Here is a 25,533-nt window from a genome sequence, read left to right as displayed (position 1 = left end):
ACCCGTGGATCGCTACCGCTTTCGGACGTATTGAAAAGCAGCGCGGTCACGTGGTTTTTCTCGGGGGGCGCTTGTGAGTGTCCCCCGATCTCGACGATACCGTGCAAGCTCTGGGTGCGGATCACGGGGAGGGAATCGATGGACCGCCGTACGTTTCTGAGAAACTCGGCCTTTGCCGGGTCGATCACTGCCGGACTGGCCGCGCCCGCGTATGCCCAGGAAAAACGAACCCTGACGATGGTCACGACCTGGAATCGCGATCTGATCGGCGTGCATGACGCCGCGCAACGTGTTGCCACGGCGATCACGGACATGTCGGACGGAACCTTGACGGTCGAGCTGAAGGCGGCGGGAGAGATGGTCGGCGCGTTCGAAGTCTTCGACGCGGTGACGTCGGGGCAGGCCGACATGTATCACGGCGCCGACTACTATTTCATCGATCGCCATCCCGCCTACGCGTTCTTCACCGCCGTGCCCTTCGGCATGACGGCGCAGGAACTCGCCAACTGGTACTATGCCGACGGCGGCATGGATTTGCACGACCAGTTGGGCGAACGCTTCGGCCTCAAGTCCTTCCTCGGCGGCAACACGGGCGCGCAGGCGGGCGGCTGGTTCCGCAAGACGATCGACACCCCTGCGGGTTTCGAGGGCCTGCGCTTCCGCATGCCCGGCCTTGGCGGTGAGGTGCTCGACAAGCTGGGTGCGGATGTGCAGACCATCCCCGGCGCCGAGATCCACCAGGCGCTGGCCTCGGGCGCGCTTGACGGGGCCGAGTGGATCGGTCCCTGGGCGGACGAGAAGGCGGGTTTCCACAAGGTCGCGAAGGTCTACTACACCTCGGGCTTCCACGAGCCCGGCGCCGGTCTTTCCGTTGCGATGAACCGCGCGGTCTTCGACAGCCTGACGCGGGCGCAGCGCGCCATCGTCAAGACCGCCAGCCTTGAGGCCCATCAATGGAGCTTGTCGCAGTTCCTGTCGCGGAACGGCGCTGCGCTGTTACGGCTCAAGGCGGCCGGCGTGCAACTGGCCGAGTTTCCGCCCGGGGTCTGGGACGCGTTCGGCACCGCCTCGACCGAGACTCTGAACCAGTACATGGATGACAGGCTTTTCGCGGACATCCGCACGTCGGTCACGGAATCGATGCGCAAATCTGCGAGCTGGATCCGGCGCTCCGACGGGGCCTACCGCGCACAACGGGAACGGGTGATCGGCTGAGCCGGCACGACAACGACGTCCCCGATCCGATTGCGGTTCGGTGGGCGTTTCACGAGACGTCCGGAAGAACCGGGCGCGGCAGAAGGGGACATAGGTGATCGACCTCATCGTCTGGATCGTCACCAATCTGGTCATGGCGCCGTGGAACCTGCTCCGCGCGCTCGCACAGCCGGGTGCGTGGCTTGACTGGTCGAACGGCGAAAGCCTCGTGCGGTTCATCTATTACGGTGGGTCGTCCGAGCTGTTCTTCGTCGTTTTCGCCGTGTTCCTCGCCTTCACGGGCGTCGGCCTGTGGCGCACAGGCCTGCTGTGGCGCGCCGTTCGGGTGCTCGAGGCCTTCGCCAACACCGTGGGCCGCATCTTCGCCTGGGCAGGGCTGCTCATGGTCCTGCAGCAGATCGTCATCGTCTTCGCGCAGCGGGTGTTCGCCTCGTCGCAGCTGGGTTTCGGCTTTGGCACGACCTTCACCTTCGACGTTAGCTGGTGGTCGGAAGAGCTGAGGCTCTACAACGCCATGCTCGTCGCGCTGTGTTGCGCCTATACCTACGTGCAACAGGGTCACGTGCGGGTGGACCTTCTGTACGAGCCGGCGTCGTATCGGACCAAGAAGGTCATCGACATGGTCGGCTCGCTCGTCTTCATGATGCCGATGGCCGTACTGATCTGGATGTACGGGTGGTACTTCATGTGGCGGCACCTGGTGACGCCCAAGGTTTCGGCCTCGGACCAGCTGGACCTGATGATGCGGAAGGCTTCGATCCTGCGCTGGAACGTCGAGACGGTCAGCTTCAGCCCCAACGGGTTCAACGCCTACTTTCTGTTCAAGGTGCTGCTGCTCGCCTTCGCCGGCATGGTCTTGCTGCAGGCGGTAGCCGTGTTCTACCGGTCGTATCTCGAGTGGCGCGAAGGGCCTGCCGCCGAGGGGCGGTATCTTGACCGCGATGTCAGCGACGCCGCCGCGTCCGGCCACTGAGATTTGAGGGACGTCTGATGCTCTTTGGTTTGGACGGGGTCGAGATTGGCCTCATCATCGTCTTCCTCTGCCTCTTCGGCGCGATCCTGTCGGGCTTTCCGGTCGCGTTCGCCATCGGGGGCGCGGCAATCGTGTCGTTCGGCATCCTCGCCATGCTGGATTCCGCGGGCATCCTCGTCCACCAGGCGGTGGACACGAGATCCGATGCCTATCGTGCGATCCTGAACGAGGGGGTCGCGCCGCTCGATATCTCGAAGTTCCGATACCCGGACCTGCCGCGGGTCGCCGAGCCGCTGTTTCAGGGCGGATGGGAGCTCGCGCTCGACCGCAACATCTCGTTCATCGTAAACCGTATCAACGAGCGGGTCCTCGCCGGCGCCTCGATCGAGACACTGCTGGCCGTCCTGATGTTCGTGATGATGGGCATCACGCTGGAGCGTTCGCGGATAGCCAATGACCTGCTGACGATGATGGCGCGCGTGTTCGGCCCACTGCCGGGCGGTCTGGCCGTCGCGGTCGTCGTGGTGGGCGCGTTTCTTGCCGCCTCGACCGGAATCGTCGGGGCGACAGTGGTGACGATGGGTCTGCTGTCACTGCCGACCATGTTGCGCAACAATTACTCGCCCGAGCTTGCCACCGGCGTCATCGCGGCGAGCGGAACGTTGGGCCAGATCATCCCGCCATCGATCGTCATCGTCCTGCTGGGTACACTGGCCGGAGACATCTATTCGACCGCGCAGGAAGCGCGTGCGCAGGCGGCCGGGTGCGGCGATGCGCTCACCTACTTGGGGCGAGTGGCCGTGGTCTCGGTTGGGACGCTGTTCCAGGCGGCACTGCTGCCGGGCGTCTTCCTGGCGTTGCTCTACGGGCTCTACGCCTTCGGATACGCCGTGCTGAACCCCGCGAAGGCCCCGCCGGTGAAGGGGGACGGCGCGACGGGGGACTACATCACCCGCGGCGAGAAACTGACCTGGTTCCTTGGCGTGCCGGCGGCGCTTGTCGCCGCGCTCTTTTTCGCCGGCGCGGGCGGATTGATGGGCTCGCAGACCGTCGTGGTGGACGCTTATTCGCAGCAAGGGCAGGTGGCATCGCTTCGCACGAACGTCTCGCCCCAGTGCAAGGAGGCAATGATCGACCTTCACGGCCAGAGCGCCTGGGACCGCGCCGTGGCCGAGCAGCAGGCGATCAACGAGTCCGGGGTGACGCAGACGTCCACACGTCTCACGGACGAAGAGCGCGCGGCCGAGCGCACCCGCATGCTCGGCGACGCCGCGCCCATCGGCACCGGGATCGCCCTGTTCTTCCTGATGGCAGCGCTGGTCCTGTCCTTCGCCCGCGGCATTGCACCCGCGGACGAGCCCAGGCCGCTGGCCATCGGTGGCCTCGGCATCGTGCTGGGCCTGCTGGCCGACATCCTCTTCATCGGACCAACGACGTCGCCCGGCGTGACGGTGCTGATCCTGGCGATCCCGGGCCTGCTGGTCCTGTGGTCGCTGCGCCAGGCTGCGGCGCGACTGGCCCGCAATGACTTGGTCCGCGTGGTCTTTCCGCCGCTCGTGCTGATCGTCGCTGTCCTAGGCTCGATCCTCGGGGGGATAACAAACCCGACGCCGGCCGCAGCGCTCGGCGCTGGCGGAGCAATCATGCTCGCCGCCTTCCGCAAGCTGAAAGAGGACGGCCGGTCGGGCCGGGTCATCATCGGTGCTGCGCTTGCCATTGTCGTGATGCTGCTGATCGGCGTGAACTTCGACCTGCGCGTCGGTGTCGGTGAAACCGATTTCGAGCAATGGGTGGCGTACCTGATCGCGCAGGCCTGCTATCTCTTCGCGGTCTTCGGGTTGTTCTATTCCTGCGTCGTCCTCTGGACCGGAGGCGTCCTGACCCCGGTCGTGCGCGAGACGGCGAAGGTCACGAGCATGGTCTTCACCATCCTCATCGGCTCGCAACTTCTGAACCTCGTCGTGATCTCCTTCGGCGGCGAGCATTACATTCAGACGTTCCTGCGCAGCTTCGACAACGAGTGGGCCGTGTTCCTCATCGTCATGCTCGTCTTGTTCGTGCTGGGTTTCGTTCTCGATTTCCTCGAGATCATCTACATCGTGATCCCCATCGTCGGTCCGGTCATCTACGGGGGCACGATGGACCCGAAATGGGTGACGATCATGATCGCGGTGAACCTGCAGACGTCGTTCCTGACGCCGCCCTTTGGCTTCGCGCTGTTCTACCTGCGCGGCGTGGCCCCGAAAGAGGTTACGACAGGTCACATCTATCGCGGCGTAGTCCCGTTCGTGCTGATCCAGATCGTGGGGCTGGCGATCCTGTGGCTCTTCCCGTCGATCGTGACGATCGTGCCGGACCTGTTCCCGAACTGAACCGGTAGGGCGGCGGGTCCAGTCCGCCGCCTTTGGCTTCAGTGGCTGCTGTGGTCCGTGTCGCCATGTTCCGCGGCCGGGGCATCGCCGGGGCGGCGCACTTCGAACGTGACCGGGATGCGCACCTCGTCGGTGAAGATCAGGGTGCCCTTCACGTCGGTGCCGGGCTTCAGAGGGCGCTCCAACCCCATGAACATCACGTGCCGGCCGCCCCGCTCGAGCTTCAGGACTTCTCCCGGAGCAACCTCGAACCCCTCGGGCCGCGGTTCCATCCGCATCACGTCGCCGTCCATCAGGCTCTCGTGGAGCTCTGCCGTGGGGAAACCGGCCTCGACTCCCGTCAGCGTGTAGGCGGTGTCGCTTTCGTTGGTGATCGTCACGTATCCCCCGGCCGTGGTCGCGGTGGGGGAGGTCGCGTAGATCACGGCGTCCTCGACGGTGATTGCCGGCAGGTGGTTTTCGGCCAAGGCGGGCGTGGCGAGGCAGGCGAGCAGGAGCGCGGTGCGCAGCATGGGTCTCTCCGGTTATGATGAGCCGCAGATAGACCTCGGTGCGGCCGGTCTCAATGGCGCTTGCCGCCGCACCTGACCCGTCCTAGGGAGGAGGAATGAGACTTCTCTTCCTTGGTGATGTGATGGGGCGCGCGGGGCGCGCTGCCATCGAAACCCGTCTTTCGGCCCTGAAGGACGAGCTCGGCGTCGAGTTCTGCGTGGTCAACGGAGAAAACGCGACCAACGGCGCGGGGCTGTCGCCTGAGCATGCGCGCCTGCTGCTCGACGCGGGGGCCGATGCGCTGACCCTCGGTGACCACGCGTTCGACCAGAAGGAGATGCTGCGCTTCTGCGAAGACGAGCCGCGGATCGTCCGGCCGCTGAACTACTCCAAGGCCTCGCCCGGCCGTGGTGCACGTGTGTTCGAGACGGCGCGCGGCCGCCGCGTGCTGGTGGCGCAGGTGCTCGGGCAGGTCTTCATGAAGCGGCCGTTCGACGACCCGTTCTCGGCGATCGATCCGGTGCTGAAGAACGCCCGCCTCGGCGCCTCGGTGCAGGCCACGCTGGTCGACATGCATTGCGAGGCGACGTCCGAAAAGATGGCCATGGGCCATTTCTGTGACGGCAAGGCCAGTGTCGTGGTCGGCACCCACACCCATGTCCCGACGGCGGATGCGATGATCCTGCCGGGTGGCACCGCCTATCAGAGCGACGCGGGGATGTGCGGCGACTACGACAGCGTGATCGGGATGCAGAAGGAAGAGCCCCTGCGCCGCTTCATCACCGGCATGCCCAAGAGCCGGTTCGAACCTGCGCGGGGTGAGGCCACGTTGTCGGGTCTGCTGGTAGAGACCGACGATGCCACGGGCAAGGCGATTTCGGTCCAGATGATCCGGCGCGGCGGGCGGCTGTCGCCCGCCTGAGCGTCAGGCGAAGCGGCCGGAGCGCTCGAGGACCTCGATCTGGTAGCCGTCGGGATCCGCGATGAAGAAGAAGCGGGCGATCTTCTCGCCGCCCGGCGCGAACTCGACGATCTTGCGCGGGTCGAAGCCGGCGGCGTTGAGCCGCTCGTGCTCGGCATCGAGGTCGGCGACCGAAACCGCGAGGTGACCGTAGCCGTCGCCCAGATCATAGGGCTCGGTCCGGCTCTTGTTGATGGTCAACTCCAGCTCAAACCCGGTTTCGAAGTTCGAGAGGTAGACCAGCGTGAAGTCTTCGAAATCCAGCCGGTCGGCGACGGTCAGGCCGAACACTGTTTCGTAGAAGCGCCGCGAGCGGTCCTCGTCCAAGACGCGGATCATGCTGTGGGTCATCTTTGCCATGAAAGCCTCCTCTCAGCGCGGATCGAGCGCCGCGGCCTCGCGGGCAAGCGCCGTGATGCCGTCCCAGTCGCCGCCTTCAACCTTGTCCGCCGGCGCGACCCACGAGCCGCCGACGCAGAGCGTGTTCGACAGGCCGAGGTATTCCGGCGCGTTCTGCAGACTTACGCCGCCGGTGGGGCAGAAGCGGATCTGCGGCAGCGGCGCCCCGATCGCCTTCAGCGCCTTGGCGCCGCCATTGGCCTCGGCCGGGAAGAACTTGGCCACAGTGTAGCCTCGGTCCAGAAGGCGCATCGCCTCTCCCGCGGTGGCGATGCCGGGCAGCATGGGCAGCCCGGCCTCTTCGGCGGCGTCGAGCAAGCGGTCGGTCACGCCAGGCGAGACGCCGAACGTGGCGCCGGCGTCGATCGCCTTGTGCACATCCTCGGGCGTCAGCAATGTGCCGGCGCCAACGATTCCACCCTCGACCTGCGCCATCTCGCGGATCACGTCGAGCGCGGCTGGCGTGCGCAATGTCACCTCGAGCGCCGGCAGCCCGCCGGCGACAAGCGCCTCCGCCAAGGGGCGTCCGTGCGCGGCATCATGCACCACCAGCACGGGGATCACCGGGGCGCGGCGGCACAGGGCTTCGGTCTTCTGGCTGGCCTCAGCGGGGGTCATGGTCGTCTCCTTCGGCGGTCTGGCCGTACGCATTTCGCAGAATGTATGAACGAGGCGAGGCTAGACCACCACCCCGGCGCCCTGGCTGGCAAGGCCGACATTCTGGCGGAACACCTCGAACAGTTCGCGCCCGACGCCGTGGGAGTTGTCGGCAAGGTCGCGGGTGACGGCTTCGCGGGTCGAAAGGTCCACGCCCTTCACCTCGATCGTGCCGGCCTTCGCGTCCACGCGGATCACGTCCCCGTCGCGAAGCTTGGCGATCGGGCCGCCGTGATGTGCCTCGGGCGAGAGGTGGATGGCCGCAGGCACCTTGCCCGACGCCCCAGACATCCGCCCGTCGGTGACAAGTGCCACCTTCAGGCCGCGGTCCTGCAACACGGCAAGGGTGGGGGTCAGCGAGTGCAACTCGGGCATCCCGTTGGCCGACGGTCCCTGGAAACGGACGACGACGACCGTGTCTTCGGTGAATTCGCCGCGCTTGAACGCCTCCTTTGCACCCTCCTGATCTTCGAAGATGCGGCAGGGCGCCTCGATCACGTGGTACTCTTCTTTCACGGCCGAGATCTTCATCGCGGCGCGCCCGAGGTTGCCCTGCAGATCCGCAAGGCCGCCGGTCTTTTGGAACGGGTCGCTGACGGGGCGGAGGATCTTGTCGTTCTGGGTCTCGCGCGACGCGTCCTCCCACACGACGGCGTCGTCCTTGAGCTTCGGTTCCTTCGTGTAATCCCGAAGGCCATCGCCCATCACGGTCAGCGTGTCGTCATGAAGAAGGCCCGCGTCCAGAAGTTCGCCGATCATGTAGGTCAGGCCGCCGGCGGCGTGGAAGTGGTTCACGTCCGCAAGACCGTTCGGATAGACCTTTGCCATCAGCGGCGTCACGCTCGAAATGTCCGCGAAATCCTCGAGATCAAGCATCACGCCCGCGGCGCGCGCCATGGCCGGCAGGTGGATCAGTAGATTGGTCGAGCCGCCCGTTGCCATGAGGCCGACCATGCCGTTCACGAAGGCCTTCTCGTCGAGCACCTGCGCGGCGGGGCGATAGTCGTTGCCCAGGTTGGTGATCTCGGTCGCACGTTCGGCACCCGCGGCTGTCAGCGCATCGCGCAGCGGCGTGTTGGGGTTCACGAAGGAGGAGCCGGGCAGGTGGAGGCCCATGAACTCCATCAGCATCTGGTTCGAGTTTGCGGTACCGTAGAAGGTGCACGTGCCGGGGCCGTGATAGCTGGCCATCTCAGCCTTCATCAACTCGTCCCGGCCGACTTCACCGGCGGCGAACTTCTGGCGGATCTTCGACTTCTCGTCGTTGGGCAGGCCTGAGGTCATCGGTCCGGCAGGCAGAAAGACCGCCGGAATGTAGCCGAAAGTGGCGGCGGCGATGACGAGGCCCGGCACGATCTTGTCGCAGACGCCGAGGTAGACGGCTGCGTCGAACGTGTTGTGGCTGAGCGCGACCCCGGCGGCCAGCGCGATCACGTCGCGCGAGAACAGAGACAGCTCCATCCCCACTTGGCCCTGGGTCACGCCGTCGCACATGGCCGGAACGCCACCTGCGACCTGTGCCGTCGCGCCGGTCTTGCGGACGGCGGCGCGAATGAGATCGGGGAAACGCTCGTAGGGCTGATGAGCCGAGAGCATGTCGTTATAGGCCGTCACGATGCCCAGGTTCGGCTGGCGCCCGGCTGCCAGACGCTCCTGATCGTCGCCCATTGCGGCATAGGCGTGGGCCTGGTTGCCGCAGGACAGATGAGCGCGCTTCGGCCCTTCGTCGGCTGCGCGGGCCATCCGGTCCATGTAGGTGGCGCGCTTGTCCTTCGACCGCTCCACGATTCGGTCGGTGATGCGAGCGATGGTGTCGTTCAGTGGCATGGGATCTCTCCCCGCTAGGAAGGTTGGTTGCCGCGTAACATAGCCGCGTTAGCGATACCAGCCAGAGGCGACGGCTTTTCTCTGCCCGTCCAAGCGCGTATGCGCGGGGCATGACAGACCGTCCCACGATCCGGCTCTTGCCGAAAGCCAAGCCTCAGGCAATCCGCCATGGTTTCCCTTGGGTTTATGCCAATGAACTCGTCATGGATCGGCGCGCCAAGGCCATTGCGCCCGGCACGCTTGCCGTACTTGAGGATGCCGAGCGGCGGCCGATGGGCCTTGTCGCGGTCAACCCGAACTCGAAGATCGTCGGCCGCATGGTCGATATCGACCCCGACGCGACCGTCGATGCGATCTGGTTCCAGGCGCGGCTAGAACGGGCGCTCGCGCATCGGGAGCGGGTCTACGACGCCCCGTTCTATCGTCTGGTTCATGCCGAGGCGGACGGGCTGCCGGGCGTGGTGATCGACCGCTTCGGCGATGCGGCGGTGATTCAGCCGAACGCCGCCTGGGCCGACACGCGGCTGGAGGCGCTGGTCGAAGGCCTCGTCGCCGCGACCGGCATGACGACCGTGCTGAAGAGCTCGTCGGGCCGGACGCGGTCGCTGGAAGGACTCGACGAAGTGGATGCTGTGCTGCGGGGAAGCGTGGCCGGCCCGGTGCCCGTGCCCATGAACGGTGCGACGTACATGGCCGACCTGACCGGCGGCCAGAAGACTGGCCTGTTCTACGACCAGCGCGACAATCACGCGGCTGTAGCGCGCCTGTCGCGGGGGGCACGGGTGCTTGACGTTTTCGCGCATGTGGGCGGCTTTGCACTGGCCGCGCTGGCGAACGGAGCGACGCAGGCGCTTGCTGTGGACGGCTCTGCCGCGGCGCTCGATCTGGCGCGCGCGGGTGCCGAGGCGAGCGGGACAAACCACCGCTTTGATACGCGGCAGGGGGATGCCTTCGACACGCTCGAGGCACTTGCGGCCGAAGGCGCCGTGTTCGACGTGGTGGTCTGCGATCCACCGGCCTTCGCGCCGTCGAAATCCGCACGCGAGCCCGGCCTGCGCGCGTACGAGCGCGTGGCGCGCCTGGCCGCGCCGCTTGTGGCCGAGGGTGGCTACCTCACGCTCTGCTCGTGCTCGCACGCTGCCGACCTGTCGGCGTTCCGCAACGCGAGCGCGCGCGGCATCGGCAAGGGCGGCCGGCGCGGGCAGATTGTGCGCACCGGGTTCGCCGGGCCGGACCATCCGCTGCTCCCGCAGTTGGCTGAGTCGGGCTATCTCAAGGCGCTGACGTTCCGCCTGTGAAAGTCTTCCTCGACGCCTGCGTCCTTTATCCGACCGTCCTGCGCGAGATCCTGATCGGCGTGGCAGGGCGGGGCCTCTATCGGCCACTGTGGAGCCCGCGCGTGCTCGAGGAATGGGCGCGCGCGGCTGCGCGGCTTGGACCTGCGGGAGAGCAGGTCGCGCGGGACGAAATTGCAGCGATGCGCACGGTCTGGCCCCATGCCGAGGTTCAGCCAAGGGCGGGGGACCTGGCACGGCTGCATCTGCCCGATCCGAACGACGTTCACGTGCTGGCCGGCGCGATTGCCGGGTGGGCGGACCTGCTGTGCACGTTCAACGCCAGGGACTTCCCGAGCCATACTCTCGCATCCGAAGGAATCGAGCGCGTCGATCCGGATCAGCTGCTCGGATTGCTGATGCCATCGGACGAGGTCGCCGCCGTTGTCGCGGATGTCCATGCCACGGCCGTGCGACTGTCGGGCGAAACCATGCCCCTGCGCGACCTTCTGAAGCGCGCGCGGCTGCCGAAGCTGGGCAAGGCATTGACCCGATAGCCTCAGTTCTCTGGGAAGAAGCAGGCAGCGGGATGCGGAGTGCCTTCGATCTGCGGGCGTTCGGCCCGGCACTTGTCCTCGGTCTTCCAGCAGCGGGGCGCGAAGGGGCAGCCCGGCGGCACGGCGAGGGGGGAGGGCAGCTCTCCCACCAGCTTGATCCGCTCGCGCCGGTTTGCCGGGTCGGCCGAGGGCGTCGCCGAGATCAGCGCCTTTGTATAGGGGTGGCGAGGCGCATCGAAGATCTCGTCCTTCGGTCCGAACTCCACCGGGCGGCCCAGATACATCACGAGGATGTCGTCGGCCACATGGCGCACCACCGAAAGGTCGTGCGAGATGAACAGGTACGCGAGGTTCATCCGCTCCTGCAACTCGTTCAGCAGGTTCAGGATCTGGCTCTGGATGGACAGGTCGAGCGCCGAGACGGGCTCGTCCAGCACCAGCAGCTTCGGCTCGAGCATCAGGGCGCGGGCGACCGCGATCCGCTGGCGCTGCCCGCCCGAGAACATGTGCGGGAAACGGTCGTAGTGCTCTTCGCGCAGGCCCACGAGGCGCATCATCTCGCGCGCCTTCTCCTGGCGCTCCTTCGCGGACATCTTCGGGCGGTTGATCTTAAGCGGCTCTTCGAGGATCGCGCCGACCTTCTGGCGCAGGTTGAGCGAGCCGTAGGGGTCCTGGAACACGATCTGAATGTCGGAGCGGAGCTCGCGCCAACGGTCCTTGGTCACCTCTTGCCCATCAAGGTAAAAGTTGCCCGAGGTAGGCTCTTCGATCATCGTGACGAGGCGGGCGAGGGTGGATTTGCCGCATCCGGATTCGCCTACGACAGCTAAGGTACGCCCGGCCTCGACGCTGAACGAGGTGCTCGCGACGGCGCGGACGATGCCGGGTTTCGAAAAGAGCCCGCCGCCGACCTCGTAGTCGCGGCCGAGGTCCCGGGCTTCGATGACTGCGGTCATTGGATGCCTCCGTGGCGTGTTTCGCCGGCGCCACATGCCGTGAGGGCCGGTCGCCGGCGAATCTGTGGAACTGAAGAAAGCGGCAGCGTCACGCCTGCGCCTCCGCCGGCGCGTTCAGCGGGTAATGGCAGAGCGCAAGGCCCAGCTCCGCTGGCTGAACGGGCGGCTCGATCGCACGGCAGCGGTCGTCCGCGAACTTGCAGCGCGGGCTGAAGAGGCAGCCGACGGGCCGGTCATGCTGGCCGGGGACGACGCCGGGGATCGTCGGCAGGCGCCGCTCGGTCGCGCGCTCGGGCAGGGCGGCGAGCAGGGCCGCGGTATAGGGGTGGTGCGGGGTCGCGAAGAGGTTGGCGACGGGCTGATCCTCGACCTTCTGCCCGGCGTACTGGACTGCCACGCGCTCGGCCGTTTCCGCCACCACGCCCATGTCGTGGGTGATGAGGATCAGGCCCATTCCCGTGTCCTTCTGCAGATCGGTCAGCAGGTCGAGGATCTGTGCCTGGATCGTCACGTCGAGCGCGGTCGTCGGCTCGTCCGCGATCAGGAGGCGCGGCTTGCAGGCGATGGCCATCGCGATCATCACGCGCTGGTTCATGCCCCCCGACAGCTGGTGCGGATAGGCCTTGAGCCGTTGTTCGGGGGAGGGGATGCCGACCATCTCGAACAGTTCGACGCAGCGGGCGTGGCGCTGCTTGCGGTCCATGCTCGTGTGCTTGCGCAGGGCTTCGCGGATCTGGAAGCCCACGGTGAAGCAGGGGTTCAGCGACGACATCGGCTCCTGGAAGATCATCGCGAGGTCGTTGCCGATCAGGCGACGGCGCGCTTTGCCTGACAGCGTGCGCAGGTCGCGGCCGTCGAAGCTCATCTCTTCGGCGGTCACGGTGGCGGTCCAGGGCAGAAGGCCCATGGTCGCCAACATCGAGACCGACTTGCCCGAGCCGGACTCGCCCACGATGGCAAGGATTTCGCCCGGGTTCACGTCCACATCGACCTTGTCCACCGCGCGGAAAGGTCCGGAGGAGGTCGCGAAGGTGACTGACAAGTTTCGGATCTTGAGTAGGCTCATAGGAAGGTCAGTCCAATGGTGATGACGGCGCCACCGATCAGCAGATGAACGGTGCAGAAGCCCATGATGTCGCGCGCGCGCAGGCCCGCGATGCCAAGAAGCGGCAGCGCCCAGAAGGGCTGGATCATGTTGGTCCAGGCGTCGCCCCAAGCCACGGCCATGGCGGCGCGAGCGGTGTCGACGCCGATCGCCTCGGCCGCAGGCAGCACCACGGGGGCTTGGACCGCCCACTGTCCACCGCCCGAGGGGACGAAGAAGTTGACGATCCCCGCCGAGAGGAAGGTCCAGAACGGGAAGGTCCACTCGTTCGCGAGCGAGACCATGCCCTGCGACACCGACGCTGCGAGGCCGGAGGCCGTCATCACGCCCATGATCCCGGCGTAGAAGGGGAACTGGATGACGATGCCGGCGCCGCCCCGGATGCCTTCGGTTAGTGCGGTCAGAAGGTTGCGCGGGCTGCCGTGCAGAATGATCGCGAGCGTCAGGAACAGGAAGTTCACGACGTTCAGGGACAGGCCGCCGCCGGTCGCGAAATGAGAAACCAGCCAGACCACGCCGCCCGCGCCGATGATCCATGACAAGAACGGTGACGTCTCGAGCCACTCGGCCGGGGTTTCGGCGCGGGTGTCGGCGGTTTTTTCCTCGGTTAGCTTGTCGGGGTCGACAATCACCGCTTCGCCCTCGGGCGGCAGCATGGCGCGGTTCACCAAGGGGATGACGACCAGCAGGGCCAGGACGATGGCGATGTTGTAGAAGGCGAAGATCGTCTCGCCCGTGGGGATGATGCCTATGGCTTCGGCGAAGGGATGGTCGGGCGTGGCGATCGACAGCGAGATCGACCCGGATAGGCCACCATGCCACACCATGAAGCCTGAATAGGCGGCGGCGATCAGCAGGCGGTAGTCCACGCGGATCTGGCGCGCGATCTCCTTTGCGAAGAGCGCGCCGACGACGAGGCCGAAGCCCCAGTTCAGAAGCGAGGCGAGGACCGACACGACGCTGACCAGCAGGATCGCCCCCTGCGGACCTTTCGCGATGCCGGCGAGGCGCGACAGGATGCCCCGGACCAGAGGGGTCGAGGCCATCATGTAGCCCGACACCAGCACGAAGAGCATCTGCATCGAGAACGCGAGGAGCGACCAGAAGCCGTCGCCCCACATGTCTATCACCTCCACGAGACCGGTTCCCTGGAAGAGGATCGCGGCAGCCATGACGATCAGCGTCAGGATGACCACGAGGACGTAGGGGTCGGGCAGGTAGTGGTCGACGACCCGGGTCAGCGGACGAGAGATGGCACGCAGCATGTCAGCTCCTCTTCAGCTTGGGGTCGAGCGCGTCGCGCAGACCGTCGCCCATCAGGTTGATCGCCAGCACCGTGACAAGGATCGCGATGCCCGGAAGGGTAACGACCCACCACGCCCGCAGCACAAACTCGCGGGCGTCGGCCAGCATGGTGCCCCATTCCGGGGTGGGCGGCTGTGCGCCCATACCCAGGAAGCCAAGTGCTGCGGCATCGAGGATCGCGGTCGAGAAGGACAGCGCCGCCTGCACGATGATCGGCGCAAGGCAGTTCGGAAGGACGGTGATGAACATCAGCCGCAGGTATCCGGCCCCCGCCACGCGCGAGGCGGTGACATAGTCCTTCGACCGCTCGGACAGGACGCTGGCGCGTGTCAGGCGGACGTAGTGAGGCTGCAGGACCAGCGCGATGGCGACCATCGCGTTCAGGAGCGACGGCCCAAGCACCGCCACCAGCACCAAGGCAAGAAGCAGCGAGGGGAAGGCCAGAATGATGTCCATCAGGCGCATGATCAACGTGTCGAGCCATTTCGGCGCAAACCCGGCGAAAAGGCCGATGATGATTCCGCCGGACGCGGCCACGACAACGACGATGATGCCCACGAAGAACGAGAAGCGCGCCCCGTGGATCAGGCGGCTCAGCATGTCGCGGCCTAGTGCATCGGTTCCCAACGGGAAAGCGAAGGTCCCACCCTCCTGCCAGAAGGGCGGCTGGAGCGCATGCTCGCGGAACTGGGCCGAGGGGGAGTAGGGCGCGAGCAACGGAGCGAAGATCGCGATCACCAGGAACGCAAGAAAGATCCAAAGGCCGATGACTGCACCGCGATTCTCGGAGAACGAGTTCCAGAAGGTGCGAAAGCGGGTGGGGCGGGTGCCGCCGTGACGCAGGACGTTGCGGCCGGTTTGTGCAGAGGTGTCGGCCATCTCAGCGGCTCCGGATCTTCGGGTTGATGAGGCCATAGGTCAGGTCGACGAGGAGGTTCACGATCATCACGATCACTGCGATCATCAGAAGTCCCCCCTGAACAACGGGATAGTCGCGGCGGAAGATGGAATCGACCATCCACTTGCCGATGCCCGGCCAGGAAAAGATCGTCTCGGTCAGGATCGCTCCGGCGAGGAGCGTGCCCACCGACAGGCCGATCACGGTGATGACCGGGATCATCGCGTTTCTCAGCGCATGGAGGCCGTTCACCCGGCCGGACGACAGGCCCTTCGCGCGGGCGGTGCGGATGTAGTCCTCGGACAGGACCTCGAGCATGGCGGACCGCGTCTGCCGCGCGATCACGGCCAGCGGAATGGTCGCCAGCACGATCGAGGGCAGGATCAGGTGTGAGACGGCCGAGCGGAACGCGCCGCTCTGTCCAGACAGGAGGGAGTCGATCAGCATGAAGCCGGTCACGTCGTCGAAGTAGTACAGCAGACCCATCCGCCCCGAGACGGGCGTCCACCCCAGGTTGCCCGAGAACACGATGATCAACAGCAGCGCCCACCAGAAGATCGGCATGGAATAGCCAATCAGCGCGGTGGACATGAAGAAACGGTCCAGGAACTTGCCGCGGTAGACCGCTGCAATCACGCCCGCCGGAAGGCCCAGGAGCGTGGCTATGATGATGGCGCAGATCGCCAGTTCGAGCGTCGCGGGAAAGAGGGAGAAGAACTCGTCCCAGACGGGGCGGTTGGTCACGAAGCTGACGCCGAGGTCGCCCTGCAGAATGCCCGTGAGGTAGTCCCAGAACTGCGCCCAGATCGGCTGGTCGAACCCGTATTGTGCACGTAGCGCCTCGTAGCGCTCCTGGCTGAGGCCGCGCTCACCGGCCATGACGATGATCGGGTCGCCCGGCAGCACACGGATGAAAGAAAACGAGATCAGCGCCACCCCGAAGAAGGTCGGGATGAACGTGCCGAGGCGGGAGAGCGCGAATTTCAGCATCAGATCACCATCAGCTCGGTCGGAAATGTGGTGAGGGATCGAGAGCCGTCTTTGGTCACGAGGATATCGTCCTCGATCCTGACGCCGAACGCCCCCAGCTTGTAAAGGCCTGGCTCATTGGTGAAGACGGTCCCGATGTCAAGAGGAACGTGGTTCCCGCGCATAATGTAGGGGGCCTCGTGCACGTCTCGACCAAGGCCGTGGCCGGTCTTGGTGCGAATGCGGTCGGCGTAGGGCGACGCCTCGAGGATCGAGGTCACCGCGTCGTCGATATCGTGGGCGGTGACCCCCGGTTTGGCGGCGGCATGGCCGGCGCGGTTGGCGGCGAGCACCGTCTCGTACACGTCGCGCGCCTCGGCAGAGGGTTCGCCCACGAAGACCGTGCGCGTCATGTCCGAGGTCATGCCGCCGGCGCGCGCGCCGAAATCCAGAAGCAGCGCGTCGCCCGGCCGGATCGCATAGTCGGGGCGGGCGTGGGCGTGAGGCCGGGCGGAGTTGTCGCCGGCCGCGACGATGGGCGAAAACGCCAGCCCCTCGGCCCCGGCGGCAAAGAGCGCCCCCAGCAGGCGTGTCTCGATCCGGGTTTCGGTGTCGCCCACGCGGACCGTGTCGAGCGTCTCGCGCAGGGCGGTCTCGCTGATCTCGACCGCCTGTTCGAGCGCGGCGACCTCTTCCCGCGTCTTGCAAATGCGCAGGCCGCTGATGGCCGCCTCGTGGTCATGGATCTCAAGCCCACCATAGGCGGCGCGCAGGGCGTCCGAGACGAAGACGCGCATCACCTGGCCCTCGACCGCGATCGACCGCAGCGGAAGATGCCGGGCGAGCGCGTCGAAGGCGGCGGTATAGCCTGTCTGGTCGCGCCAGTCGAAGACCTCGCCCTCGATGCCGAGCGGCTCCCACGAGCCGAGCTCGAGGTTCGGGACCACTGCGGCGGGTGCGCCCTCGATCGGGATCACCAGCACCAGGGGGCGTTCGCTCGTGTGGAACTCGTGCCTGACGAGCCGCGCCAGATTTGGACCGGGGACGAGAGCAACGGCGTCGACCCGCAAGCTGCGGGCAAGGTCACGGAATTCGGAGAATCGCTCGGTCATGCGGTCGGGCCCGTGGCGTAGGAACTGGAATGGGGAAGGGGCCATGCGCCGGCCCTGAAAAACGCGACAGGGCGCGCGAAGAACGCGCGCCCTGTCTTGTGGCTCGGACGATTATTCGCCGGTGTTCAGCGAGACCGTGTCGAACAGGTGGCCGCCCAGCGGGTGGACGATGTAGCCCTCGACTTCGGACCGGACGGGCATGAACGTCACCGAGTGCGCGATGGTCGCCCAGGGCGCCTGGTCCTTGAAGATGACCTGGGCCTCTTCGTAGAGCTTTGCACGCTCGGACTGATCGCTGATCGTCTTGGCTTCCTGCACCAGCTGGTCGAACTCCTCATTGCACCACTGGGCGCGGTTCGCGCCACCGACGCCGTCGCACCCAAGGAGCACGGCCAGGAAGTTGTCGGGATCGCCGTTGTCGCCGGTCCAGCCAAGCAGGACCGCGCCGTCGCGGTCAATGTTCGACGACCGCTCGAGGTACTCGCCCCACTCGTAGGACACGATCTCGACGTCGACGCCGATCTCGGAGAAGTCCTCCTGGATCAGCTCGGCCATGCGGCGGGCGTTGGGGTTGTATGGACGCTGTACCGGCATCGCCCAGATCTTCATCGACAGGTCCTCGACGCCGGCCTCTTCCAGCATTTGGCGGGCCTGCTCGGGATCATAGGGATCGGGCTCGACCGAATCGTTGTAGCCCCACATGGTCGGCGGCAGCGGGTTCTTCGCCTTTTCCCCCTGACCGGCGAAGATCACGTCGATGATGGCGTCCTTGTCGATCGCCATGTTGAGCGCCTTGCGCACCTGCGGGTCGTCGAACGGCTCCTGCTGGGTGTTGTAGGCCATGTAGCCCACGTTCAGGCCTTCCTGCTCGAGCAGCTCCAGGTCCGTGTTCTGCCGGATCGATTCGATGTCGGCCGGGTTCGGGTAGGGCATGACGTGGCATTCGCCCGCCTGCAGACGCTGCAGACGGACGGAGGCGTCGGGCGTGATTGCAAAGACGAGGTTGTCGACCTTCGGCTCGTTGTCTTTCCAGTAGTTCTGGTTCTTCGAATACCGAATCACCGCGTCGGTCTGGTAGTCCTCGAACACGAATGGACCGGTGCCGATGGGCTGCTGGTTCAGCATCTCGGGCGTGCCGGCCGCTTCCATGGCGTCGGCGTATTCCTTGGACACGATCGACGCGAAGTCCATGGCCATGTTGGCGATGAACGGTGCTTCGGGGCGGGTCAGGTTGAAGCGGACCGTCATGTCATCGACTTTCTCGATCGATTCGATGAGGTCGGGCATCGACATGGAGTTGAAGTACTCCCACGAACCTTCGCCGTTCTGGCGCTCGAACGTGTAGATCACGTCGTCGGCATTCAGCTCGCGCGAGGGCGTGAACATGTCGTTCGAGTGGAACTGGACGCCTGGGCGCAGGCGGAACGTGTACTGCGTACCGTCCTCGCTGATGTCATAGCTTTCGGCGAGGCCGGGGACGGTGTTGGTGGTGCCCGTCTCGAATTCGACGAGCTGGTTGTAGACCGTGTGGCTCGACGCGTCGAAGGTCGTCCCTGCGGTATAGAGCGCGGGGTCGAAGCCTTCGGGGCTGCCTTCCGAGCAATAGACCAGCGTCTGGCTCTGAGCATGCGCGGCGCCAGCGACGCAGAGCGCGAGCGCAGAGACGGCCAGGCTGTGGCGGAATTTCATGTGGATGACTCCCTGTTGATGCCGACACCGGGTCTTTGCTGCCCGGCGATCATGGACGGACCTTGACAAGCGTTGAGGCGATGGTCCAGCCCCTCGATGCAGCGGCTTGCAGGGTGCCGACACGTCAGCTGCGGCCCGCATCGCGATTGACTAACCTGATTAAAAGAGTAGGGTTTTACGGAGCGATTGCGGAGAGCCCGATGTCAAAGCCGTTCCTGCCCCCCCAGACGCGCCCTGTCGGTTCCTCGCCGGTCGGGCGCATCACCGATCTTCCGCCGGCCGAGGGGTGGTGGATCCGCGCTTTCCGGCATTGGGGCGGCGAGGAAAGGGTTCTCTCAGAGGATATGACCGGCCGCTTCGGAGCCGCCCGCGCCAAGCGAATCCTGTCCCGGTTCGACGAACTGATGGAGATTCTCGTCAGTCATGCCCGCCGGCCGCTGATGGCCCACGGGGCGGGTTGCCAATGCCTGGGATCGGACGAGGCGGTCTTCGCGCTTTTCTGCACCACCGCCACCCACGGCGCGCGCGAGGACGCGATGATGATCGCCTGCCTCATGGTCCGCCCCGACGTGGCCCCCATCGCCGTTTCGCTCGCCCAGGGACTAGGGCTGGAAATCGAGCGGGGCCTGCGGGCGCGCAAGCTCTGCTGAACCCGCACACGGCGGATTGACGACCCCGCGTCTCAGGGACAAGCCTTGCGCAAAAGGAGTCCCCGATGAACGCCCCGAACGACCTCTCTGCCTTCTGGATGCCCTTCTCCGCCAATCGCCAGTTCAAGGCGGCCCCACGGATGCTGACGAGCGCCGCCGACATGTACTATCGCACCGATACGGGGCGCGAGGTGCTTGACGCGACGGCGGGCCTCTGGTGCGTGAACGCGGGCCACTGCCGCCCGAAGATCGTCGAGGCTGTGCAGCGCCAGGTGGCCGAACTCGACTATGCGCCGGCGTTCCAGATGGGGCACCCGAAGGCGTTCGAGCTTGCCAGCCGCCTCGCCGCAATCGCGCCGCAAGGACTGGACCATGTCTTCTACACCAACTCCGGGTCGGAATCGGTCGAGACGGCGCTGAAGATCGCGCTCGCCTATCACAAGGCGAAGGGGCAGGGCGACCGGACCCGGCTGATCGGGCGCGAGCGTGGCTATCACGGCGTCAATTTCGGCGGCATCTCCGTCGGCGGGATCGTCAACAACCGCCGTGCCTTCGGTCCGCTGGTGCCGGGCGTCGACCACCTGCCGCACACCCACCTGCCGCAGAACGCCTGGACCCGTGGGCAGCCCGAGCATGGCGCCAACCTTGCCGACGACCTTGAACGGCTTGTCGCGCTGCACGGCGCCGAGACCATCGCGGCAGTCATCGTCGAGCCCGTTGCCGGTTCGACCGGCGTCATCCTGCCGCCCAAGGGCTATCTCGAGCGGCTGCGCGAGATCACCCGCAAACATGGCATCCTATTGATCTTCGACGAGGTCATCACCGGGTTCGGCCGAGTCGGTGCGCCCTTCGCGGCCGACCGTTTCGGCGTCACTCCCGACATGATTACCTGTGCCAAGGGCCTGACGAACGGCACGATCCCCATGGGCGCGGTCATTGCCTCGTCCGAGATCCACGACGCTTTCATGAACGGCCCCGAGCACCTGATCGAGCTGTTCCACGGCTACACCTACTCCGGTGCGCCCGTGGCCTGCGCCGCCGGGCTGGCCACGCTGGACACCTACCGCGAGGAGGGGCTGTTCGAGCGGGCGCACGAGGTCGAGGAACAGTGGGCCAACATGCTGCACGGGCTTCGCGACTGCCGCCACGTGATCGACGTGCGCAATATCGGCCTGATCGGCGCGATAGAACTTGAGCCGATGGAGGGGCAGCCTACCAAGCGCGCCTTTCAGGCCTTTCTCGACGCATTCGAAGAAGGGCTGATGATCCGCACGACGGGCGACATCATCGCCATGTCGCCGCCGCTCATCATTGGGCAGGAGCACTTCGACCGCATCGGCGAGAGCCTCCGCCGCGTCCTGAACGCGCTCGACTGACGCGACCCGGCGTTCACGGAGATCCGCCGCGGACGCCGCTTTCTAGCGGCGCATCATCTTAAGCGGCTCCGTGCGGGCCAGCCGCGTGAAATGCGCCATGAACGGTCGATCCGATTCGTCCGACCTCACCGCCGCGTAGAGCCGCCTGGTCAATCCCGTCTTTGTCAGCGGCCGTGTGACGTAGTCCGACTGCAGCTTGATGTCGCGCACCACCCAATCGGGCAGCACCGCGACCCCGCGCTGGCTGGCCACAAGGATCAGGATCATCGCCGTCAATTCAACCTGCCGGATCGCCTGCGGGGTCACGCCTGCAGGGATCAGGAGTTCGGTGAAGGCATCCAGTCGCTCGGGCGGGACGGGATAGGTGATGAGCGTCTGGTCGGCGAAATCCTCGGCCGTGACGAACTCCTTTTCGGCGAGGGGATGACCCCGGGCCGCCACGAAGACCGGCTCGTAATCGAACAGCGGCTGAAAGCTGATCCCCGCGAGGTCTTCTGGATCGGAAGAAATCACCAGGTCCACCGTCTCGCGCTGCAGCGCAGGCAGGGCGTCGAAGGCGAGGCCGGGGCGGATATCGACGTCTACGTCCGGCCAGGCGCGCCGAAACTGTTCCAGCACCGGGAACAGCCATTCGAAGCAGGCGTGGCATTCGATGGCGATGTGCAGCCGCCCGGTGCTTCCGGCGACGAGCCCCGCGAACTCGGCCTCGAGCGCCGCGACCTCGGGCAGAATCCTCTCGGCCGCGCGCAAGAGGCGCATTCCTGCGGGCGACAGCTTGAGCGGCTTGGAGCGTCGCACGAACAGCTCGACCCCCGCCTGGTCCTCGAGGTTCTTTACCTGGTGAGACAGGGCCGACTGCGTTATGTTCAGCCGGTCGGCCGCACGTGCCAGCCCGCCCTCGTCATGGATGGCCTTGATCGTCCGCAGGTGCCGGAATTCGATATGCATATGTTGCGGAACTCATGATAGTCTTCGAGATTATGAGTTTTTCTCACGAAGAGTCGTGTGGGACAAGGGTTCAAACAGAAGGGGCAGTGCGATGTGCCGCGTCAGCTACGAATTCTTTCCGCCGAAGACCCTCGAGGCGTCGTTCCGCCTGTGGGACACGCTCAACGTCCTTGCGCCGACGGCGCCCGACTTCGTCTCGGTCACCTATGGGGCGGGGGGCACCACGCGCAAGCTGACCCATGAGGCTGTGACGACGATCGCCAAGACCACGGGCCTGCGCGTTGCGGCGCACTTGACTTGTGTCGAAGCGTCAAAGGCCGAAACGCTCGAAATTGCCGAAAGCTATGCCGAGGCGGGAATCACCGACATCGTCGCCCTGCGCGGGGACATGCCGGGTGGCGGGCGCTTCATTCCGCACGAAGATGGTTTTGCCTCGTCCATCGAGTTGATTGAAGCTTTGGCCGTGACCGGAAAGTTCACCCTGCGCGTCGGCGCCTATCCCGACCGCCACCCCGAGGCCCCGTCGGCCGCGGCTGACGTAGAGTACCTCAAGCGCAAGATTGACGCAGGCGCGACCGAGGCGATCACCCAGTTTTTCTTCGAGGCAGAGACGTTCTTGCGCTTCCGTGACCGCTGCGCCGCGGCCGGAATCGATGCGCCCATCGTGCCCGGCATCCTGCCGATCGAAAGCTGGAAGGGCGTGCGCAAATTCGCGACCGCCACCGGCACCATGATCCCCGGCTGGGTCGATCAGGCATTCGAGGCCGCCGCGCGCGACAATCGCTCGGATCTGCTCGCCACGGCCATCTGCACCGAGATGTGTTCGGACCTGCTGAGCGAGGGCGTGGACAAGCTGCACTTCTACACGCTGAACAAGCCGACCCTCACCCGCGACGTGATCCACGCCCTTGGCCTTGCGCCGGAGCCGGGATTGGAAAAGGTCGCCTGAGGCGTTCGATCAGCCCAGTGGCGAGACTCGGGCGAGCCCTTCGACCTTCGCCTTGGCGCTGCCGCTGTCGATGCTCTCGGCCGCTATCGAGACGCCCTCAGCAAGATTGCCGGCGCGTCCCGCCACGACCAGTGCTGCCGCGGCGTTCAGCAGGACTGCGTCACGATAGGCTGACGCTTCGCCCGCCAGCAATCCGCGGAACGCACGGCCGTTCTTTTCAGGCGTGCCGCCGATAATCTCTTCGAAGGGGTGCTGGGGCAGGCCGGCATCCTCTGGCGCGACCTGCTGCATCGTGACGGTTCCACCATCGAGTATCGCGACGGTCGAGGGGCCCGAGATTGCAAGCTCGTCCGTGCCGTCCGAGCCGTGGACGAGCCAGGCGCGTAGCGTCCCGAGTTGCCCCAGTGTTTCGGCCATGGGTGTAAGGATCTCGGCCGAGAACGCTCCGGTCAGCTGATACTTCACTCCCGCCGGATTCGTCAGCGGACCGAGGATGTTGAAAATCGTCCGAGTGCCGAGCTCGATCCGTGTAGGCATCACGGCCTTCATGGCCGGGTGGTGCATCGGCGCCATCATGAAGCCGATGCCGACCTCCTCCAGCGCACGCTCGACCACCTTGGGGCCGACCATGACCTCGATCCCCTGCTGGGCGATAACGTCGGCGGCGCCGGATTTCGACGACAGGTTGCGATTGCCGTGCTTGGCGACCGGCACGCCCGCGCCCGCCACGACGAAGGCGGCGGCAGTCGAGATGTTCAGCGTTCCCTTGCCGTCGCCCCCGGTGCCGACGATGTCCATCGCCCCTTCGGGCGCGCGCACTTTCACCGCCCGGTCGCGCATTGCGGCGGCGGCGGCGGCGTATTCCGACACCGCTTCGCCCCGGACCCGCAGGGCCATGAGAAGGCCGCCGATCTGGCTGGGCGTAGCGTCGCCGGCGAAGATCAGGTCGAAGGCCGCGCGCGCCTCGTCCTCGGTCAGGGGGCGGTCGACGGCCGCGGCGATAAGCGGCTTGAGCGTGTCGCTCATGCCGAGACGAGGCCGGTCTCGAGGAAGGTGCGCAGCATCGCGTGGCCATGCTCGGACCGGATCGACTCAGGGTGGAACTGTACGCCGTGGATCGGCAGTTCGCGATGCGCGAGTCCCATGATCGTTCCATCCTCGAGCGCGGCGGTGACCTTCAGGTCGTCCGGCAGGGTGTCGCGCTCGACCACTAGCGAATGGTAGCGGGTTGCGGACAGGGGCGAGGGCAGGTTGGCGAAGACGCTTTCGCCATGGTGATGCATGATCCCGGCCTTGCCGTGGACGATCTCGCTGTGGCGCACGACCTTGCCCCCGAAGGCCTGTCCGATGGCCTGATGCCCGAGGCAGACGCCAAGAAGCGGCACTTCCGCCTCGGCCGCCGCCTTGACCAGCGGCAGGCAGATGCCCGCGCGGTCGGGATCGCAGGGGCCGGGGGACAGCAGGATGTGGTCGGGCTTGAGCGCCATCGCCTCTTCGACGGCGAGCGCGTCGTTGCGGTGGACTTGGACCTCGGCCCCCAGCTCGCCCACGTAATGAACGAGATTCCAGGTGAAGCTGTCATAGTTGTCGATCAGCAGAAGCACGCCGGATCTCCTTGTCTTGGGTGCGGGGCTGGCGGCCCCGGACTCGACAGGTATAGATGGGGAAAAGCGCAGGCAAGCGTCAAGCAGGCGAAAGGAATCCCGGGTGAAGGCTCTCCTCGCAGGAATGGGTGCGGGTGGCGTGGTCGGCGTGGTCGGCCTTGCCATCGGCCTTGCTGTCGTGCCCCAACGGGAACCTGCGGCGGTGCGAGGAGCGGAGCGTCCGACAGCGACCAGTTCCGAGGGCGCTGCGACAGAACCGGACGCCTCCACGATCTTCGCCGATGAGCCGTCGGCCGATGACCGGTTTGCCGCGACGGCACCCGTTCAGGCCCGGGAAGAGCCCGAGTCGATCTCTGCACCGAACCAGCCCGCAGAGGATGGAAATGCGCCGCCAGGGAATGCGGCCGCGGAACTCGAAGAGGGCGAGCCGGTGCAAGGCGGCCGAGCCGTGCCGGCCGGCGCGGGAGCTTCAGTCACCGAGGATGCGGAGCAGGAAGCCGCCGCCGAGCTTGCTCCTGCGCCCGGATCCACGGATGAGGGGCAGACGTCCGCAGCCGCCGAGGCCGCGGCAGCGCTCTCGGCGGCAACGCGTGACGGCCCGGCCGCTGCCGAACTGGCCCCCGAAGATCCGCAGGGGGCGGACAAGAGCCCCGATGCCGGCGACCATGCCTTGGCGAATCGGGGGGACGCTGCGTCTTTGGCCGAGAAAGCCGAAGCTTTTGCCGAGCCCACGCCGGCGCCCGCCGTCCAGACCATGACACCCGCAGCGCCGGAAGGCGACGCTGTTGAAATCACTCAGCCGGAGGTGAGCGCAGAACCTGCGCCCGGGCTGCGGAACGAGTCCGACGCCCGGCCAGCAGCTCCCGACTGGCCGGATCCAGGTGCGGGTGCGCCTGCCTTTGTCGCAGACTTGCCACCGCCCCCTAAGCCGCTGCCGCAGCGCGAAAGCTCTCCTCAGGTCCAGGACGACCCCACGGACAGTGCAGCGTTGAGCGCAGAGCCGGAGGATGCGCGGCCCGCCCTCATTCGTAATGCCGCGGCAGAGCCACCGCCGGCGGGCATCCCAATGTTGGCGCTTATCCTCGTGGATCGCCCTGAGGCTGACCTGATCGACGACATGCCGCTCACAGTGGCGATCGCCGCTGATGCGGTTGATGCGGGCGAGCGCGCCGACGCATGGCGCGCGGCGGGCGCGGAGATCGTGGCGATCCCCGGCCTGCCAGACGACGCGGACGGGACCGGGCC

Annotated in this window: 23 protein-coding genes and 1 pseudogene; 10 read left to right on the top strand and 14 right to left on the bottom strand. The window is 66.2% G+C overall.

Going from position 1 to position 25,533, the window contains the following annotated elements; genetic code table 11:
- The first annotated feature begins 138 nt into the window (after positions 1-138).
- The 3 genes from ACFDS3_RS10105 to ACFDS3_RS10095 all read left to right on the top strand — a co-directional run bounded on the left by ACFDS3_RS10105 (position 139) and on the right by ACFDS3_RS10095 (position 4,560).
- Positions 139-1,215: a TRAP transporter substrate-binding protein gene (locus ACFDS3_RS10105; RefSeq protein ID WP_375262230.1), complete on the top strand. Its 1,077-nt coding sequence runs from the start codon at positions 139-141 to the stop codon at positions 1,213-1,215.
- Positions 1,216-1,309: 94 nt separating this feature from the next.
- Entirely contained in the window at positions 1,310-2,188 is an 879-nt protein-coding gene (locus ACFDS3_RS10100; RefSeq protein WP_375262229.1) for a TRAP transporter small permease subunit, read from the top strand.
- A 17-nt stretch (positions 2,189-2,205) separates the two neighbouring features.
- A complete protein-coding gene (locus tag ACFDS3_RS10095; RefSeq protein ID WP_375262228.1) occupies positions 2,206-4,560 on the top strand; it encodes a TRAP transporter large permease subunit in 2,355 nt (784 codons plus the stop codon).
- 38 nt (positions 4,561-4,598) lie between these two features.
- Here ACFDS3_RS10095 and ACFDS3_RS10090 read toward each other — a convergent pair whose 3' ends face one another.
- The gene (locus ACFDS3_RS10090; RefSeq protein ID WP_375262227.1) at positions 4,599-5,072 is read right to left on the bottom strand and encodes a copper chaperone PCu(A)C; all 474 of its coding nucleotides are present in this window, start codon (positions 5,070-5,072) and stop codon (positions 4,599-4,601) included.
- Positions 5,073-5,167: 95 nt separating this feature from the next.
- Here ACFDS3_RS10090 and ACFDS3_RS10085 point away from each other — a divergent pair, with 95 nt between their 5' ends.
- Complete coding sequence (locus ACFDS3_RS10085) at positions 5,168-5,974, top strand: TIGR00282 family metallophosphoesterase (RefSeq protein WP_375262226.1); 807 nt, start codon at positions 5,168-5,170, stop codon at positions 5,972-5,974.
- A 3-nt stretch (positions 5,975-5,977) separates the two neighbouring features.
- Here ACFDS3_RS10085 and ACFDS3_RS10080 read toward each other — a convergent pair whose 3' ends face one another.
- The 3 genes from ACFDS3_RS10080 to edd are packed head-to-tail and all read right to left on the bottom strand — an operon-like array spanning position 5,978 to position 8,896.
- Positions 5,978-6,373: a VOC family protein gene (locus ACFDS3_RS10080; RefSeq protein WP_375262225.1), complete on the bottom strand. Its 396-nt coding sequence runs from the start codon at positions 6,371-6,373 to the stop codon at positions 5,978-5,980.
- 12 nt (positions 6,374-6,385) lie between these two features.
- The gene (locus tag ACFDS3_RS10075) at positions 6,386-7,030 is read right to left on the bottom strand and encodes a bifunctional 4-hydroxy-2-oxoglutarate aldolase/2-dehydro-3-deoxy-phosphogluconate aldolase (RefSeq protein WP_375262224.1); all 645 of its coding nucleotides are present in this window, start codon (positions 7,028-7,030) and stop codon (positions 6,386-6,388) included.
- Between the two features lie 60 nt (positions 7,031-7,090).
- The gene (gene edd, locus ACFDS3_RS10070; protein WP_375262223.1) at positions 7,091-8,896 is read right to left on the bottom strand and encodes a phosphogluconate dehydratase; all 1,806 of its coding nucleotides are present in this window, start codon (positions 8,894-8,896) and stop codon (positions 7,091-7,093) included.
- A gap of 110 nt (positions 8,897-9,006) precedes the next feature.
- On the opposite strand from edd, the gene ACFDS3_RS10065 reads away from it, so the two are divergent.
- Together ACFDS3_RS10065 and ACFDS3_RS10060 are read left to right on the top strand one after the other, a co-directional pair.
- On the top strand, positions 9,007-10,194 hold the full coding sequence (locus tag ACFDS3_RS10065) for an RSP_2647 family RNA methyltransferase (RefSeq protein WP_375262222.1): 1,188 nt from the start codon (positions 9,007-9,009) through the stop codon (positions 10,192-10,194).
- Entirely contained in the window at positions 10,191-10,727 is a 537-nt protein-coding gene (locus tag ACFDS3_RS10060; protein ID WP_375262221.1) for an RSP_2648 family PIN domain-containing protein, read from the top strand. Before ACFDS3_RS10065 ends, ACFDS3_RS10060 begins: the two co-directional genes overlap by 4 nt.
- Before the next feature lie 2 nt (positions 10,728-10,729).
- On the opposite strand, the gene ACFDS3_RS10055 is transcribed toward ACFDS3_RS10060, so the two are convergent.
- From ACFDS3_RS10055 to ACFDS3_RS10025, 7 genes are all read right to left on the bottom strand, one after another.
- The gene (locus tag ACFDS3_RS10055) at positions 10,730-11,683 is read right to left on the bottom strand and encodes an ABC transporter ATP-binding protein (RefSeq protein ID WP_375262220.1); all 954 of its coding nucleotides are present in this window, start codon (positions 11,681-11,683) and stop codon (positions 10,730-10,732) included.
- An 88-nt stretch (positions 11,684-11,771) separates the two neighbouring features.
- Positions 11,772-12,749, bottom strand: coding sequence for an ABC transporter ATP-binding protein (locus ACFDS3_RS10050; RefSeq protein WP_375262219.1), 978 nt, complete (start codon positions 12,747-12,749; stop codon positions 11,772-11,774).
- Complete coding sequence (locus ACFDS3_RS10045; RefSeq protein WP_375262218.1) at positions 12,746-14,053, bottom strand: short-chain fatty acid transporter; 1,308 nt, start codon at positions 14,051-14,053, stop codon at positions 12,746-12,748. The genes ACFDS3_RS10050 and ACFDS3_RS10045 overlap by 4 nt, the downstream gene beginning before the upstream one ends.
- Before the next feature lies 1 nt (position 14,054).
- Positions 14,055-14,972 (bottom strand): ABC transporter permease subunit, encoded by a 918-nt coding sequence (locus tag ACFDS3_RS10040; RefSeq protein WP_375262217.1) that lies wholly within the window; start codon positions 14,970-14,972, stop codon positions 14,055-14,057.
- A 1-nt stretch (position 14,973) separates the two neighbouring features.
- Entirely contained in the window at positions 14,974-15,981 is a 1,008-nt protein-coding gene (locus tag ACFDS3_RS10035) for an ABC transporter permease subunit (RefSeq protein ID WP_375262216.1), read from the bottom strand.
- Positions 15,981-17,072, bottom strand: a complete 1,092-nt coding sequence (locus ACFDS3_RS10030) for a M24 family metallopeptidase (RefSeq protein ID WP_375262240.1) — start codon at positions 17,070-17,072, stop codon at positions 15,981-15,983. Before ACFDS3_RS10030 ends, ACFDS3_RS10035 begins: the two co-directional genes overlap by 1 nt.
- A gap of 111 nt (positions 17,073-17,183) precedes the next feature.
- Complete coding sequence (locus tag ACFDS3_RS10025; protein WP_375262215.1) at positions 17,184-18,761, bottom strand: ABC transporter substrate-binding protein; 1,578 nt, start codon at positions 18,759-18,761, stop codon at positions 17,184-17,186.
- Positions 18,762-18,961: 200 nt separating this feature from the next.
- Here ACFDS3_RS10025 and ACFDS3_RS10020 point away from each other — a divergent pair, with 200 nt between their 5' ends.
- Together ACFDS3_RS10020 and ACFDS3_RS10015 are read left to right on the top strand one after the other, a co-directional pair.
- Positions 18,962-19,411, top strand: a complete 450-nt coding sequence (locus tag ACFDS3_RS10020) for a hypothetical protein (protein ID WP_375262214.1) — start codon at positions 18,962-18,964, stop codon at positions 19,409-19,411.
- A 65-nt stretch (positions 19,412-19,476) separates the two neighbouring features.
- The gene (locus ACFDS3_RS10015; protein WP_375262213.1) at positions 19,477-20,787 is read left to right on the top strand and encodes an aspartate aminotransferase family protein; all 1,311 of its coding nucleotides are present in this window, start codon (positions 19,477-19,479) and stop codon (positions 20,785-20,787) included.
- Positions 20,788-20,829: 42 nt separating this feature from the next.
- Here the strand turns inward: ACFDS3_RS10015 and ACFDS3_RS10010 are convergent, their stop codons facing one another.
- Complete coding sequence (locus tag ACFDS3_RS10010; RefSeq protein WP_375262212.1) at positions 20,830-21,735, bottom strand: LysR family transcriptional regulator; 906 nt, start codon at positions 21,733-21,735, stop codon at positions 20,830-20,832.
- Positions 21,736-21,826: 91 nt separating this feature from the next.
- On the opposite strand from ACFDS3_RS10010, the gene metF reads away from it, so the two are divergent.
- Positions 21,827-22,684, top strand: a complete 858-nt coding sequence (metF, locus tag ACFDS3_RS10005) for a methylenetetrahydrofolate reductase [NAD(P)H] (RefSeq protein ID WP_375262211.1) — start codon at positions 21,827-21,829, stop codon at positions 22,682-22,684.
- 9 nt (positions 22,685-22,693) lie between these two features.
- Here metF and trpD read toward each other — a convergent pair whose 3' ends face one another.
- Both trpD and ACFDS3_RS09995 read right to left on the bottom strand, forming a co-directional pair.
- Positions 22,694-23,710 (bottom strand): anthranilate phosphoribosyltransferase, encoded by a 1,017-nt coding sequence (trpD, locus tag ACFDS3_RS10000; RefSeq protein WP_375262210.1) that lies wholly within the window; start codon positions 23,708-23,710, stop codon positions 22,694-22,696.
- Positions 23,707-24,288, bottom strand: a complete 582-nt coding sequence (locus ACFDS3_RS09995; protein WP_375262209.1) for an anthranilate synthase component II — start codon at positions 24,286-24,288, stop codon at positions 23,707-23,709. Before ACFDS3_RS09995 ends, trpD begins: the two co-directional genes overlap by 4 nt.
- A 103-nt stretch (positions 24,289-24,391) precedes the next feature.
- Here ACFDS3_RS09995 and ACFDS3_RS09990 point away from each other — a divergent pair.
- Positions 24,392-25,533, top strand: a pseudogene (locus ACFDS3_RS09990) (hypothetical protein); the annotation flags it as partial.

Source organism: Palleronia sp. (genome assembly GCF_042089775.1).
GTDB lineage: Bacteria > Pseudomonadota > Alphaproteobacteria > Rhodobacterales > Rhodobacteraceae > Palleronia.
This window is presented reverse-complemented; position numbering and strand designations above follow the sequence as displayed.